Origin of the sequence: Streptomyces sp. NPDC001502 (assembly GCF_042894785.1) — a bacterium.
GTDB classification, from domain to species: Bacteria; Actinomycetota; Actinomycetes; order Streptomycetales; family Streptomycetaceae; genus Streptomyces; species Streptomyces kutzneri.
This window is the reverse complement of record NZ_JBIAVW010000008.1, coordinates 307,189-322,658: the sequence shown is the minus strand read 5'-3', so window position 1 is coordinate 322,658 and position 15,470 is coordinate 307,189. Positions and strand designations below refer to the sequence as shown.

General features: G+C 72.6%; 8 protein-coding genes and 1 riboswitch. Of the genes, 6 read left to right on the top strand and 2 right to left on the bottom strand.

All coding sequences use genetic code 11. From position 1 onward, the window contains the following. The first annotated feature begins 433 nt into the window (after window positions 1–433). Window positions 434–3,532 carry a hypothetical protein gene (locus ACFY0D_RS16915; RefSeq protein WP_390799052.1) on the top strand — a complete coding sequence of 1,033 codons (3,099 nt, stop codon included), beginning with the start codon at window positions 434–436 and terminating at the stop codon, window positions 3,530–3,532. Between the two features lie 73 nt (window positions 3,533–3,605). On the opposite strand, the gene ACFY0D_RS16910 is transcribed toward ACFY0D_RS16915, so the two are convergent. Next, on the bottom strand, window positions 3,606–5,615 hold the full coding sequence (locus ACFY0D_RS16910) for an ATP-binding cassette domain-containing protein (RefSeq protein ID WP_390799051.1): 2,010 nt from the start codon (window positions 5,613–5,615) through the stop codon (window positions 3,606–3,608). Window positions 5,616–5,939: 324 nt separating this feature from the next. Between ACFY0D_RS16910 and ACFY0D_RS16905 the strand changes: the two genes are divergently transcribed. Beyond that, on the top strand, window positions 5,940–7,454 hold the full coding sequence (locus ACFY0D_RS16905) for an immunity 49 family protein (RefSeq protein ID WP_390799050.1): 1,515 nt from the start codon (window positions 5,940–5,942) through the stop codon (window positions 7,452–7,454). Window positions 7,455–7,545: 91 nt separating this feature from the next. Further along, window positions 7,546–7,767 carry a hypothetical protein gene (locus ACFY0D_RS16900; protein WP_030008894.1) on the top strand — a complete coding sequence of 74 codons (222 nt, stop codon included), beginning with the start codon at window positions 7,546–7,548 and terminating at the stop codon, window positions 7,765–7,767. 105 nt (window positions 7,768–7,872) lie between these two features. Here ACFY0D_RS16900 and cobN read toward each other — a convergent pair whose 3' ends face one another. Next, window positions 7,873–11,490, bottom strand: a complete 3,618-nt coding sequence (cobN, locus tag ACFY0D_RS16895) for a cobaltochelatase subunit CobN (protein ID WP_390799049.1) — start codon at window positions 11,488–11,490, stop codon at window positions 7,873–7,875. Window positions 11,491–11,545: 55 nt separating this feature from the next. Next, window positions 11,546–11,629: riboswitch (cobalamin riboswitch) on the bottom strand. A gap of 283 nt (window positions 11,630–11,912) precedes the next feature. Here cobN and ACFY0D_RS16890 point away from each other — a divergent pair. Genes ACFY0D_RS16890 through ACFY0D_RS16880 form a run of 3 tightly spaced genes read left to right on the top strand, consistent with a single transcriptional unit; the run spans window position 11,913 to window position 15,378 of the window. Beyond that, a complete protein-coding gene (locus ACFY0D_RS16890; protein WP_390799048.1) occupies window positions 11,913–13,241 on the top strand; it encodes a cobalamin biosynthesis protein CobG in 1,329 nt (442 codons plus the stop codon). Then, the gene (locus ACFY0D_RS16885; RefSeq protein ID WP_390799047.1) at window positions 13,238–13,885 is read left to right on the top strand and encodes a precorrin-8X methylmutase; all 648 of its coding nucleotides are present in this window, start codon (window positions 13,238–13,240) and stop codon (window positions 13,883–13,885) included. The genes ACFY0D_RS16890 and ACFY0D_RS16885 overlap by 4 nt, the downstream gene beginning before the upstream one ends. After that, entirely contained in the window at window positions 13,882–15,378 is a 1,497-nt protein-coding gene (locus ACFY0D_RS16880) for a precorrin-2 C(20)-methyltransferase (RefSeq protein ID WP_390799046.1), read from the top strand. Before ACFY0D_RS16885 ends, ACFY0D_RS16880 begins: the two co-directional genes overlap by 4 nt. The last annotated feature ends 92 nt before the right edge of the window (window positions 15,379–15,470 follow it).

Below are 15,470 nucleotides of genomic sequence, written 5' to 3'. Positions count from 1 at the left end.
TGTGGCAGGAAACTGACTAGTAGCCACGTGATTCTGTGGTCCGGCGTGACCTAAAAGCCACCTCGGGCATGCCCCTGTGGCGTTAATCACCTGACGGTCCGTATACCTCGGGGCAATTCGCCCGAACCGGCAGTAAGTAATGGTCAGTTGGGGTGCGGCGTGATGTGACGATCGGCGTCGTATGGCTCATGCTCAGCTCGCGCGTTCATCGCGTGACGGCCGATCGGGGGAGCGGACCCCGAGCCTCTTGGGGCCGATGGCCGAATCACGAGCAAGTACCGAGGGTTGCGGAAGCGTGCGCCCGCGGGGGGAGAGAACAGAAGAGATGGCTGTCAGCGAATCCGTGGACACCAGTCCGCCAACAGACGTGACAGAAGCACCACCTGCTGCTTCGGAGCGTCGCTGGTACCGGCGCCGCAGGGCTGTGGGTGGCTTGGCCGCTCTGCTCGCGGTGGCCGTTGCCGTGCCGGTCGGCGTGCAGCTGGGCGGGGGCGAGAAGCCGAAGGAGAGGGCATCCGGCGAGGCGAGTGGTCCGGTGGCGGCGCCGCAGGCGCGGAAGCTGGCTGCCGAGACGGGCAAGGACGTCGAGGTGACGGCCGACCGGAGTGCGAACACGACGACGTGGGCGCAGCCGGACGGTCTGTTCAAGAAGCACATCTCCAGCTCCGCCGTCCGGGCGAAGGCCGGTGACCAGTGGAAGGCGATCGACACCGATCTGCAGCAGGTCGAGGGCGGGTTCGCCGCGAAGGCGGTGAACGGGTCCGTCGTCTTCAGTGCGGGGACACCCGGCGCCGAGCGGTCTTCGCGTGGTGTGGTGCGGTCCGCGCTGACGGTGGATGCGCCGGGTCAGGTGTGGACCGAGCTGGTGCGTCTGAACGTCGACGGGCATGACATGTCGGTGAGCTGGCCGGGCGTGCTGCCGGCGCCGGTGATCGACGGTCCGCGGGCGCTGTACGAGAATGTGCGGCCCGGTATCGATCTGCTGATGACGGCTCAGGACGGCGGCTATTCGCATCTGCTGGTCATCAAGGACAAGCAGGCGGCCGCGGATCCGCTGCTTACGGAAATGAATTACCGTCTCGCTTCGCCCGACCTGCAGTTCCAGCTCGATGCCGGGTCCGGTGCGATGTCGGCCCGGGATGCGAAGGGCGAGGAGGTGGCGGGTTCTCCTTCGCCTCTGATGTGGGACTCGTCGGGCAAGGTCGCCACCACCGACGACGTGCCTGCGTGGAAGCCTTCGGCCGCGGCGAAGAAGCACCCCACTCTGGGCCTGGCGGGTCTGGCCGGTGCGGAGCGCGCCCACCTGTCGGTCGCCGCGGCCTCCTTCAAGGACGGCACCCTGTCCCTGAAGCCCGACGCCGCGCTGCTGAATGCCGCGGACACGGTGTATCCGGTGTTCGTCGACCCTTCGTACAAGGGTCACAAGCACGCCTGGTCACTGCTCTACAAGACGGCCGGCAATTCGAGCTTCTACAACGGCCAGAACTACAATGCGTCGGGCACGAACGAGGCCCGCGTCGGGTACGAGTCGGACTCCGGCGGCACTTCCCGTTCGGTGTTCAATTTCTATTTCGGGCCCGAGCTGTACGGTGCGGGTATCCAGTCGGCGAGTGTCCGCGCCCTGCAGACGTATTCGTGGTCGTGCAGTCAGAAGGCCATGGACATCTACTCCACCCCGTTCGTGTCCTCGTCCTCGACGTGGAACAACACCACGGGCTGGTGGGGCAACAAGGTCGGCACCGAGATGGCCGGCTACGGCTACAACAGCTCGTGCCCCGACAACAGGGTCGCCCCCGACATCAAGGGCCTGGTCACCCAGGCCGCCGGCGCCAACTGGGGTGCGCTGTCGCTGGGCTTCAAGGCGCCGAACGAGTCGGACTCGTACTACTGGAAGAAGATCCTCGCCAACGGTGAGAGCGCCCCGTACATCGAGGTCGTCTACAACACCCGGCCCGACATCCCGGTCGCGTCGAACATGAACACCTCCCCGGGCGGCCCGTGCCTGACCAGCGGCACCGGCACCAGCATCGGCAAGACGGACGTGTCCTTCCAGGCCAAGGGCAGTGACCGGGACGGCAACCTCAAGCAGGTCCAGATCGAGGTCTGGGACGCCGAGTCCGGAACCAACATCGCCAGCGAATGGCTGTGGCCCAACAGCGACGGAGTGGTCACCAAGTCCGTCCCCTGGGCCTCCTTCACCTCCGGCCGCAAGTACTTCTGGCTCTCGCGGACCCAGGACTGGGACGGCTGGTGGTCCGCGGGCTCCGGTCCCGCCGACTCCGGCGGCGGCGGATGGTGCACCTTCACCGTCGACCACTCCGCACCCGCCAACCCGGCCATCAGCTCGGCCCACTTCCCGCCGCCCGGCCCCGACGCCGCCGAGTGGAGCGTGAACCCGGCCTCCACCCCCGACCAGGTCGTCGAGATCCGTGGCAACGGCACCGCGGCCGGCACCATCCGTGAATACCAGTGGTCCCTGAACAAGCCGTCCTGGGAGAACAAGGCCGTCCCCACCAGCGGTGACCTCGCCTCCGTCAAGCTCCAGGTCGACACCGCCGGACCCAACGTCCTGTACGTACGCACCGTCAACACGGCCGGGAACGTCTCCGTCCCCACCGAATACCTCTTCTACGTCAGCCCCCGCACCGGCACCGACAAGCCCGGCGACGTCACCGGCGACCAGTTCGCCGACCTCCTGGCCATCGACAAGGACGGCAACCTGCGCACCTACGCCGGTGACCGCCAGGGCGACACCGACGCGTTCATCCCCGGCGCCGTCCAGGACGGCAAGCCCGTCGCGCCCGGCCACTTCAAGGACCCGGCCTCCACCGTCCCCGCCCTGATCGGACACGCCACCGACTGGCACCCCGGCGACGGCATCACCGACATGATCGCCCGGATGCCCGACGGGAAGCTGTACATCTACCCCGGCACCGGCACCGGCCAGTTCGACGCCGGCCGCCGGATCGAGATGCAGCTCCCCGCGTCCGCACCCGACCCGGCGACCTTCCGGCAGATCGTCGTCTCCGAAGACGTCGACGGTGACGGCCTGCCCGACCTGTTCGCGCTGGACGCCGACGGCTTCTGGGCGTTCTCCGGCTACACCGGATCCAGCTTCGCCTCCTACCGCAAGATGGCCACGGGCTGGGCCGCCCGCGACATCGTCGGTGTCCGCGACGTCTCCGGCGACAACGTTCCCGACCTCCTCTTCCGCGACAACGCCAACGCCAACCGCACCATGGCGCTGCGCAAGGGCAAGGCGGGCGTCAACGGCGGCGCAGACCTGACCTCCCTGCAGTACGCGACGAGCGCGGAAGGCGGCGTCGACTACACCTACGCCACGACCGCCTGGAGCCGCGCCGCCTGGCCCATGGTCCTCGGCACCGAGGACAGCACCGGCGACGGCATCCCCGACATCTGGGGTGTCGAGGCGAGCGGCTGGCAGTACTACTTCCAGGGCGGCACCACCACCTACGGCAACGCCACCGGCCGCGACGAGGACAACTGGAACACCTTCCTCACCATCGGATAACCGGCGGCATCACGTCCGCGGGCACGACACAGGCGCCCTCCCCGAACGACACCGGGGAGGGCGCCCGCCCGTTTCAGGAGACGGAGTCGTCGTTCTGCGGCGCGGCGGACTGCCGGGGAATCGCAGGCGACCGGCGCCGCGGATCGTGGCCGAACTGCGCGGCCTGCATCGCGTACATGGAGGCGTACCGGCCGCCCAGCGCCATCAGTTCGTCGTGTCCGCCCCGCTCGACCAGCCGGCCCTCGTGCAGGACGTAGATCACGTCGGCGTACCTGACGCCCGACATCCGGTGGGTGACGAGGACGACCGCGCGCTCGGGACCGGCGAGGCCCCGGATGCTGTCGAAGGCGGCGATCTCCGCCTCCGGGTCGAGCGCCGAGGTGGGCTCGTCCACGACCAGGACGCGGGCGTCGCGGTAGCGGGTGCGGGCGAGACCGAACTTCTGCCACTGCCCGCCAGAGAGCTCCGAGGCGCCCCTGAACACCCGGGCGAGCAGGGTCTCGTAGCCGTGCGGCAGCTGCGCGACGATCCGGTCTGCCCCCGCGTACTGGGCGGCGGCCACCACCTGGGCGGCCGCCTCCACGGCGTGGCCCCGGTCCTCCTCCCCGGGCCGGCCGATGGCGATATTGGTCCGGGCGGTCACCGGCCAGCGCTCGAAGTCCTGGGTGAGGAGGGCGACCCGGTCGAAGACCTGCTCCCGGTCGGCGTCCTTCACCTCCACCCCGTCCCAGGTCAGCGACCCGGAGTCGGGCAGGTGCAGGCCGGCCAGGAGCTTCACCAGAGTGCTCTTGCCGGAGCCGTTCTCGCCGACCAGGGCGACGACCTGGCCCGCCTCGATGGTGAGGGAGACCCCGCGCAGGGCGGGCTCTTCCCGGCCCGGGTAGCTGAAGTCCACGTCCCGGAGCCGGACCGCCGCGAGCCGCTCGGGCAGCGCGGCCCCGCCGGACGGGATGGCGCGGCGGGCCGCCTCGGCGACGAACCGTTCCAGGTCCCGCACGTACAGGGACTCCTCGTGCAGGGTGTTGGTGGTCGCCACCAGCGCCCCCAGGCTCGCCGAACCGGTGCGCACCGCGATCACGGCGGTACCGGCGACGGCGAGGTCCATCCGGCCGGTGACGATGAGCGCGCCCATCGCGCCGTACGTGACCAGCGCGGCGGCGCCGGAGAACGCGGCGGCGAGCAGTTCGGTGGCGGCCTTGTCCCCGGCGAGGCGGGTGGCCTCGGTCTCGGCTACCTCGGCCATGTTGCGGTAGTGGCCGAGCAGGTAGCGGCCGACGCCGTGCACCCGTACCTCGGGGGCCGACGTACGGGAGATCAGCAGCTGGCCGATGAGCCGGGCGGCCCGTACGTGTTCCACCCAGGTGATGACGGACAGGTAGCGGCGCTGGGCCACGCGCATCGCACCCCACCCGCGCGGGGCGGCGATCAACAGCAGCATGGGCAGGAGCAGCGGGTGGAGCACGGTCAGCACCCCGGCGGTGGCGATCAGCGAGATGATCCCGCCGAGGGTGGCCACGCAGGCGCTGACGGTCCGGCGGGCCGAGGGCGGGCCCCACTGGGCGCTGTCCAGCAGCCGCCGGAACTCCCCGTCCTCGATGGCCTCCAGCTCCACCTCGACGGCGGCGCTCAGGTACTGCTCGTGCGCGGCCCGTTCGATCTTGGGCTCCAGCCGTCCGGCGGCCGCCGTGGAACGGGAGGCGAGTACGGCCCCCAGTACGGCGACCAGCGCTCCGGCGGCGAGGGCGGGCAGGGCGGCGTGCAGCCGCTCGGCGGGACTGCCCGCGGCGAGCAGCGTACGGAGCACCTCGCTGATGACGAGCAGCCCGATGGCTGAGGTGACCCCCTGACCGGCCTCGGCGGCGGCGACGGTGAGCAGGGCCGGCCGGTCGGTGTCCCAGGCGAGGCGCAGGGTCCCGCCGACCATGCGGGGCATGGAGCGCAGGGTGGTCAGCAGCCGCCCTTCGAGGCGGGCGTAGTCGTGGTTGGACCAGCCGGCGTCGTAGCGCAGGGGCCCGCCGAAGAGCCGCCGTTCGCTCTCGGACACGGCGGGCTGGAGGGCCGCGGGCCGCTTGAGGAGCCTCATGCGCGGCCACCCCCGCCCGGTGCCGGGTCGAACACCACATGAACGTGCACGGATCGCAAGATTCCTCCCGGGGCGCCGCGGCCGCGAACTGACGCCGCAAGAACGTGGCTGCTCAGAGCGGCGTCACGGGGCCCGGGGAACGAATGCCCGCACACAGTTGCGACCACCCGCCGGACCCCATGGGCCGTGCGGCGACGCGGCGTTCGAACCACCCGCAGGTGTCGATGCCCCCCTTGGAGGGATTGCGCGCCGCCCTCCGGCGGGACCGGCGGCCCACGGACCCGGCTGCCGGATGGTGCGGAGGTGCCACGTAGAGTTCAAGGGGTGAATCGAGACAACTCACCTGAATCCAGCGCCAGTCACGGCGGCGAGAGTGCCGAGGAACTGCTGCGCGGGGTGCACGCCCGGCTGCTGTCCGTCGGGTTGATCTCCCCGGAGGTTGCCGGTGGCATGCAGTACGCCCGGCTGGTGGCGGACGAGCTGGTTTTCGCCTACGCCCTCGACGGGCCCAGCAGCGTGCGCACTCTCACCGACGGCGACGTGGCGCGCGCCGGGATCGAGGAGCTGGGGCAGGCGGCGCGCGCCAACCTGATGCGGGTACCCGTCACGTACGAGGAGATTCCCGTGGAGGGGCGGGCCACGCTGCACTCCGTCTTCGGTGACTCGCACTTCGTGGCCTCCAAGGCGCTGTACCTCGGAGAGCTGGCCCGGCAGGTCACCGGTGAGCCGCTGCCGTCCGCCGGTGCCCTGGTCGTCGTTCCCACCCGGCACCTGCTGGCCTTCCACCCGATAGCCGACGGCTCGGTGGTGGACGCCCTCAACGACCTGGCCGCGTACGCCCTGGGCGCCTACGAGGACGGGCCCGGGCCTCTGTCGCCGCGTGTGTACTGGTGGCACAGGGGCGGCCTGACCTCGCTCACGGTCGTCGACGAGGACACGCGCACGCTGTCGCTGCGGCCGCCGCAGCACCTGCTCGGTCTGATGAAGGGGCTGGTCCGCCTCGACCGCGCCGGCCGCATCGCCGTGCCGGCCGCGGACCGGGAGGCCCCGGACCCCGCCGCCCTCACCCGCGCGACCGTGGAGTCGGTGGCCCGGTCCGCGCACGACCCGTCGGGGCTGGGCGACGCCTTCGCCTCGGCCCTGGCCCTCGCCCACGTCCGCTGTGTCGCCGATCCCCGCGCCTCCGACGTCGTCACGTGGGACGCGTGGGAGTCGGCCGTACGCCTCGGCTCCGCGCTGTTCACCGGCGCCGAGCCGGCGCAGTGGTACCTGGGCGAGGAGAACACCCTGCGGCTGCCCGCCACGGCCGCGGCTCCGCCCGCGGACGCCCGCGCCTGGCTCGACGCCGTCTACCTCGCGCTCGCCTGCCGCGCGCACGACCGGGTGGCGCGGCTGTGCGGGGTCCCGCTGGAGACGCTGCGGCAGGATGGCACCGTCGACGCCTACGTCCTGCACTGGATCGACACCCTGCGGACCTACCTCACCGGTGGCCCCGGCGACGCGGTCGTGGAGAAACTGCTCGCCACCATGCAGGCGTCCCTGCCCGAGACGCTGACCCACTCCCCGGAGGAGTTCGTGAACCGCGTCGACTACCAGCCGGTCGCGCTCTTCCACCGCCTCTTCACGCGGGACCACGAGGCCTTCGGCGAGGTGCTCGCCGAAGCCCTCGCGGAACACGGCGGCTACTGGGCGGAGTCGGCGGCGCCGCGCGCCCGGGTGGCGCTCGGCCCGCTCGCCATGGCCTGTCTCGCCCACGACCAGGGCTTCCCGCTCGACCCGGAACTGCCGTACCTGCCCCGGTACCTCGTCGACGGCAAGAGGGTCGAGAACATCTCCTGACACACCGTCGGCGTGCCGCAGCGCGAGGTGATTGTCCGATTGGGTTAGGTTTGCCCGCGTATACGGTGCCGATATTCCCGGAGGGACACTCATGGCGATCGATCTGGACAAGGTGCTCGACAAGGCGTGGGCCGACAAGCCGCTCACCGAGGTGCTTGCGGCTCCCGTCGCCGCGCTCAAGGGCGTCAGTGACGAGGACGGCAAGCTGCTGCACCAGGCGTTCGGGGTCAAGACCGTCGCCGACTTCGGGCAGCTGAAGTACGTCCGCTGGGCCCAGGCCCTCGTCGCGCTGAACCAGACCGTCAAGGCGTAGTGGACAAGGTCCGCGTGCTCGGGGTGCGTGGGCCTGCATGAGGAAAGCCGTCCCCCTCACCCTTCGGCAGGGTGAGGGGGACGGCCTGTGTGACGGGGGAGCGGACTACTCCGACTCGCCCTCCAGGTTGCCCTCCGTGTCCAGGTAGACCTGGCGCAGGGATTCGAGGACCTGCGGGTCCGGCTTCTCCCACATGCCGCGCGACTCGGCCTCCAGCAGGCGCTCCGCGATGCCGTGCAGGGCCCACGGGTTGGCCTCCTCCAGGAAGGCGCGGTTCGTCGGGTCCAGGACGTACGTCTCGGTGAGCTTGTCGTACATCCAGTCCGCCACCACGCCCGTCGTGGCGTCGTAGCCGAACAGGTAGTCCACCGTCGCCGCGAGCTCGAACGCGCCCTTGTAACCGTGGCGGCGCATCGCCTCGATCCACTTGGGGTTCACGACGCGGGCGCGGAAGACACGGCTGGTCTCCTCGACCAGGGTGCGGGTCTTGACCGTCTCCGGGCGGGTGGAGTCACCGATGTACGCCTCGGGGGCGGTGCCGCGCAGGGCGCGGACCGTGGCCACCATGCCGCCGTGGTACTGGAAGTAGTCGTCCGAGTCCGCGATGTCGTGCTCGCGGGTGTCCGTGTTCTTCGCCGCGACCGTGATGCGCTTGTAGGCCGTCTCCATCTCGTCCCGGGCGGGGCGTCCCTCCAGGCCCCGGCCGTACGCGTAGCCGCCCCACACCGTGTAGACCTCCGCGAGGTCGGCGTCCGTACGCCAGTCGCGGGAGTCGATCAGCTGCAGGATGCCGGCCCCGTACGTGCCCGGGCGCGAGCCGAAGATACGGGTCGTCGCGCGCCGCTCGTCGCCGTGCTCGGCCAGGTCCGCCTGGGCGTGGGCCCGGATGAAGTTCTGGTCCGCGGGCTCGTCCAGGGACGCGGCCAGGCGTACCGCGTCGTCGAGGAGTCCGATGACGTGCGGGAACGCGTCCCGGAAGAAGCCCGAGATGCGCAGCGTCACGTCGATGCGGGGGCGGCCCAGCTCGTCGAGCGGGATCGGCTCCAGGCCGGTGACGCGCCGCGAGGCCTCGTCCCAGACCGGGCGGACGCCCAGCAGCGAGAGGGCTTCGGCGACGTCGTCGCCGGAGGTGCGCATCGCGCTCGTGCCCCACAGGGACAGGCCGACCGAGGCCGGCCATTCGCCGTTGTCCGTGCGGTACCGGTTGAGGAGGGACTCGGCGAGCGCCTGGCCCGTCTCCCACGCCAGGCGGGAGGGGACGGCCTTGGGGTCGACCGAGTAGAAGTTGCGGCCGGTCGGCAGGACGTTGACCAGGCCGCGCAGGGGCGAGCCGGAGGGGCCCGCCGGGATGAACCGGCCGTCCAGGGCCGCGACCACGTGGGTGATCTCGTCCGTGGTGCCGGCCAGGCGCGGGACCACCTCGTTCGCCGCGAAGGTCAGGACGGCGGTCACGTCCGCGGAGTGGCCGGCCGCTACCGCGGAGACGGCCGCGGGGTCCCAGTTCGCGTCCTCCATCGCCTGGACCAGGGCGCGGGCCTGCTCCTCCACGGCGTCCGCCGAGGTGCGGGTGGCCTTGGACTCGTCCAGGCCGAGCGCCTCGCGCAGACCCGGAAGGGCCGTCGTACCGCCCCAGATCTGCCGGGCGCGCAGGATCGCGAGGACCAGGTTGACCCGGGTCTCACCGGTCGGCGCGCCGCCCAGGACGTGCAGACCGTCGCGGATCTGGGCGTCCTTGACCTCGCACAGCCAGCCGTCGACGTGCAGCAGGAAGTCGTCGAAGCCCTCGTCGTCCGGGCGCTCTTCGAGGCCCAGGTCGTGGTGGAGCTTCGCGGCCTGGATCAGCGTCCAGATCTGGGCGCGGATGGCCGGCAGCTTCGCCGGGTCCATCGCGGAGATCTGGGCGTACTCGTCCAGGTGCTGTTCGAGGCGGGCGATGTCGCCGTAGGACTCGGCCCGGGCCATCGGCGGGACGAGGTGGTCGACCAGGGTCGCGTGCACGCGGCGCTTGGCCTGGGTGCCCTCGCCCGGGTCGTTGACCAGGAACGGGTAGATGAGGGGCAGGTCGCCCAGGGCGGCGTCGGGCGCGCACGCCGCGGAGAGGCCGGCGTTCTTGCCCGGCAGCCACTCCAGGTTGCCGTGCTTGCCCAGGTGGATCATCGCGTCGGCGCCGAAGCCGCCGTCCTCGGCGCGCGCCTGGATCCAGCGGTACGCGGCCAGGTAGTGGTGCGACGGCGGCAGGTCCGGGTCGTGGTAGATCGCGATCGGGTTCTCGCCGAAGCCGCGCGGCGGCTGGATGAGGATGAGGAGGTTCCCGCGGCGCAGGGCCGCGAGCACGATGTCGCCCTCCGGGTTCGCGGAGCGGTCCACGAACATGTTGCCCGGCGCCTCGCCCCAGTGCTCGGTGACACTGTCGCGCAGCTCGGCCGGGAGCTCGGCGAACCACCGCTTGTAGTCGGCGGCCGGGATGCGGACCGGGTTGCGGGCCAGCTGCTCCTCGGTCAGCCAGTCCTGGTCGTGGCCGCCGGCCTCGATCAGGGCGCGGATCAGCTCGTCGCCGTCGCCCGAGACCAGGCCGGGGATGCCCTCGGTCGGCCCGAAGTCGTAGCCGCCGGCGATGAGGGTGCGCAGCAGCTCCACGGCGCTGGCCGGGGTGTCGAGGCCGACCGCGTTGCCGATGCGGGAGTGCTTGGTCGGGTACGCGGAGAGGACCAGCGCGACCCTCTTGTCGCGGCGGTCGATGTGCCGCAGGCGGGCGTGGCGTACGGCGATCCCCGCGACGCGGGCGGCCCGCTCGGGGTCGGCCACGTAGGCGGGCAGGCCGTCCTCGTCGAGCTCCTTGAAGGAGAACGGGACGGTGATCAGACGGCCGTCGAACTCGGGCACCGCGACCTGCGTGGCGGCGTCCAGCGGGGAGAGGCCCTCGTCGTTCTCCTCCCAGGCGGAGCGCGAGCCGGTCAGGCACAGGGCCTGGAGGATCGGCACGCCGAGGCCGGCGAGCGCGCCCGCGTCCCAGGACTCGTCGTCGCCGCCCGCCGAGGCGGTGGCGGGCTTGGTGCCGCCGGCCGCGAGGACGGTGGTGACGACCGCGTCGGCCGACTCCAGCGCGGCGATCAGCTCCGGCTCGGGGGTGCGCAGGGAGGACACGTACAGCGGCAGCGCCTGGGCGTCGTGGGCCTCGATCGCGTCGCACAGGGCGTGGACGAAGGAGGTGTTCCCGCTCATCTGGTGGGCGCGGTAGTACAGCACGGCGATCCGCGGGCCCGTGGTGGTCCCGGGCGTGCGCTCCAGCGGGCCCCAGGTGGGGGAGGCGGCCGGGGGCTCGAAGCCGTGGCCGGTCAGCAGGACGGTGTCGGAGAGGAACCGGGCCAGCTGGTCCAGGTTGGCCGGGCCGCCGTGGGCGAGGTAACCGTGCGCCTCGGCGGCGATGCCGATGGGGACCGTGGAGGCCTCCATGAGCTGGGCGTCCGGAGCCTGCTCGCCGGTCAGCACCACGACCGGGCGGGTCTGGCCCGGGGCCAGGAGCAGGTCGAGGCCGTCCTGCCAGGCGCGGAGGCCGCCGAGGAGGCGTACGACGACCAGGTCGACCCCGTCGAGGAGGCCGGGGAGGTCGTCGAGGGGGAGACGGGAGGGGTTCGCGAACCGGTACGGGACGGGGCCGTCCGCCGTGTTCGCTGCGCGGGCGCTGAGCAGATCGGTGTCGGACGTCGACAGCAGCAGAATCATGCGGCGGCAGGCCTTCCTCGGGGTTTCCGCGCCCCGGGCAGTGTGAGGACAGCGGGAGTTCCTGACTCACCCCGGTCGCCGGATCGCTCCGCGGGGTTCACAGTGGCGGGACCGCGCCGGAATCGCACCGGGCTTCCTCCCATGTCGCCGTCCTCGGCGACGGCGGGCCGTGTGGTCCGCCGGAAGGTCATCTTAGGGCCGGTGCGCTCCCGCTGGGGTGGCGGGTGTGCGGGTCCGGGTGCCGCGCCGTTGCCGGGGCTCTGCCCCGGGCCCCGCGCCTCAAACGCCGGCGGGGCTGGATGGGCGGGGCTGGGGGAGCGGGGCCGAAAGGGTGCTTCGGGTGGCGGTGGGGGCGAATGTCGCTGGTCGGGGTGGTGACGGACACAGGTCCGGGGGTCGTAATCGTGGGTATGCTCGCGGCCATGCCCCAGCCCCCTTCCGCCGCATCGCGGGACGAACCCGTCATACGGGAGCGCGGTGACGCCTGTCCGGGCGCGCTGCGGCTGCACGCGGCGGACGACGGGTTCCTGGCGCGGGTCCGGCTGCCGGGCGGGCTGCTCACCGTGCGGCAGGCCTCGGCGCTGGCGCTCGCCGCCGACCGGTTCGGGGACGGGCACCTGGAGCTGACCTCGCGCGGCAACGTGCAGCTGCGGGGACTGGCCGACGGGTGCGGCGCCGGGCTCGCGGAGCTGCTGGACGAGGCCGGGCTGCTCCCCGCGCCGAGCCACGAGCGGGTACGGAACATCGTGGCGACGCCCATGTCCGGCCTGGACGGGCCGGGCGGGCCGGACGGGCCGGACCTGCAGGCGGCGCCGGACCGGCCCGACGCGCCGGCCTGGGCCTTGGAGTTCGACCGGCTGCTGTGCGCGAGCCCCTGGGCGGCCGCACTCTCCGGGCGGTTCCTGTTCGCCTTCGACGACGGGCGCGGCGACGTGGCCTCGCTCGGCCCCGACGTGACCGTCCTCGGCCGCCCCGGCGGCCGGGCGCTGGTCCTGCTCGGCCGGGCCGCCGACGCCGTGGAGCTGGCCGGGCCGGACGCCCACCGGGCGGCGCTGACCGCCGCCCGGTACTTCCTCGACGCCGCCGCCGAAGCGGGCACCCAGGCCTGGCGGGTGTCCGAACTGCCCGCCGAACACGCCCTGAACGCCGCCGAGTTCGGCCGGCGTCTTGAGGCCGCGGGGATCGCTGCGACGCCCGTCGGCCCCGTGGACCGGCCCTACGCGCCGCCGCCCCTGCCGTCGGGCACGGGCGGGCACGACCGCGCCACCCTGTGCGTACTGCCCCCGCTCGGCCGGCTCGACTCCGCGCAGTGGCGGGTCCTGGTACAGGTCGCGGACGAGGGGAGCGGCGAGCTGCGCGTCACCCCGTGGCGCAGCGTCATCCTGCCCGCGGCGAGCGCCCGCGGAGCCGCCCGCGTCGAGGACGCCGGGATGATCCTCGCCCCCGGCAGCGCCTGGGAGTCCGTCACCGCCTGTACCGGTCGGCCCGGTTGTGCGAAATCCCGCGCGGACGTACGCGCCGACGCGCGGGCCGTCGCCGACCGGGCGCGGGGTCCGCTGCCCGTGCACTGGTCCGGCTGCGAGCGCCGCTGCGGGCATCCGCGCGGCACCGCCTGGGTGGACCTGGTCGCCACCGGCTCCGGATACCGGCTCGCCGCGCCCGGCCGCCCCGTACGCGACGACGTACGGCCCTCCGAACTTGCCGCGGCACTCGCGGACGCCCGCACCGACCCCGACGTAGTGAAGAAATGAGCGAGTACACCGTGTTTGAGTACGAGAAGGACGGCGCGGCCATCTACCGCCAGTCCTTTGCCACGATCCGCGCCGAGGCGGACCTCTCGGGGCTGCCCGACACGGTCGCCCAGGTCGCGGTGCGCATGATCCACGCCTGCGGAATGACCGACCTCCCGCAGGACCTCGGGTACACCCCCGAGGTCGTGCTGCGCGCCCGCGCGGCGCTGGAGGCGGGCGCGCCGATCCTGTGCGACGTGCAGATGGTCGCCAGCGGTGTCACCCGGAAGCGGCTGCCCGCCGACAACGACGTGATCTGCACGCTCTCCGACCCGGCCGTACCGGAGCTCGCCGCGAAGATGGGCACCACGCGCAGCGCCGCCGCTCTGGAGGTCTGGCGCGACCGCGGCCTGCTGGCGGGCTCGGTCATCGCCGTCGGCAACGCGCCGACCGCGCTGTTCCGGCTGCTGGAGATGATCGAGGAGGGCGCCCCGCGCCCCGCCGCCGTCATCGGGGTCCCCGTCGGCTTCATCGGCGCCGCCGAGTCCAAGGACGCCCTCGCCGCCCACCCCTCGGGGCTCGACCACCTGATCGTGCGCGGCCGGCGCGGTGGCAGCGCGATGGCCGCCGCCGCCGTCAACGCCATTGCGAGCGTGGCCGAATGAGCGACATCGCCAAGGGGCGGCTGTACGGGGTCGGGCTCGGCCCCGGCGACCCGTCGCTGATGACCCTGCGCGCCGTCGAGGTGATCGCCGAAGCCGATGTCGTGGCCTACCACAGCGCCCGCCACGGCCGTTCCATCGCCCGATCGATCGCGGCGAAGCACCTGCGCGCCGACCACGTCGAGGAACCGCTGGTCTACCCGGTCACCACCGAGACCACCGACCACCCCGGCGGGTACCAGGGGGCGATGGAGGAGTTCTACGAGGCCGCCGCGGCCCGCCTGGCCGCGCACCTGGACGCCGGCCGCACCGTCGCCGTGCTCGCGGAGGGCGACCCGCTCTTCTACAGCTCGTACATGCACATGCACAAGCGGCTCGCGGACGGGTACGAGACCGAGGTCATCCCCGGCGTCACCTCCGTGAGCGCCGCCGCCGCCCGGCTCGGCACCCCGCTCGTGGAGGGTGAGGAGGTGCTGACCATCCTCCCCGGCACCCTCTCCGAGGAGGAGCTCACCGCACGCCTCGCCGCCACCGACTCGGCGGTCGTGATGAAGCTCGGCCGGACCTTCCCGGCCGTGCGCGGCGCGATGGAGAACAGCGGCCGGCTCGCCGAGGCCCGCTACGTCGAGCGCGCCACCATGGCGGGCGAGCGCACCGGCCTCCTCGCCGACACCGACGCCGACAGCGTGCCGTACTTCGCCGTCGCCGTGGTCCCCAGCCGCATCGGCAACCCGGGCAGCGTGCCGTCCGGCCCGGGCGAGGTCGTCGTCGTGGGCACCGGCCCGGCCGGCCCGCTGTGGCTCACCCCGCAGACCCGGCGCGCACTGGCCGACGCCGAGGTCCTGGTCGGCTACACCACCTACCTGGACCGGGTGCCCGTCAAGCCGGGCCAGATCCGGCACGGCTCCGACAACAAGGTGGAGTCGGAGCGCGCCGAGTTCGCCCTCGACCTCGCCCGGCGCGGCAAGCGGGTGGCCGTGGTCTCCGGCGGCGACCCCGGTGTCTTCGCCATGGCCACGGCGGTCCTGGAGGTGGCCGGGCAGGCGGAGTACAAGGACGTGCCGGTACGGGTCCTGCCGGGGGTGACCGCGGCCAACGCGGCGGCCGCCGCGGCCGGCGCCCCGCTCGGCCACGACTACGCCACCATCTCGCTCTCGGACCGGCTCAAGCCCTGGGAGGTCATCGCGGAGCGGCTGCGCGCGGCCGCCGCGGCCGACCTGGTGCTCGCCCTCTACAACCCCGGCTCGCGCAGCCGGACCTGGCAGGTGGCCCAGGCCCGCGAGCTGCTGCTGGAACTGCGTTCGGCCGGGACCCCGGTGGTCGTGGCGCGCGACGTGGGCGGCCCCGAGCAGTCGGTGCGGATCGTCACGCTCGCCGAACTGGAGCCGTCCGAGGTGGACATGCGCACGATCCTGCTGATCGGCTCCTCGCAGACGCAGGTCACCGAGCGGGCCGACGGGTCCCGGATCACCTGGACGCCGCGCCGCTACCCGTGATGACCGGGTGAGGCGGAACGGAAGGAACGTGAGGAACGTGAGGAAGGCCCGGTGCGACGAGCGCACCGGGCCTTCCCCGCGTACCGGGGCGG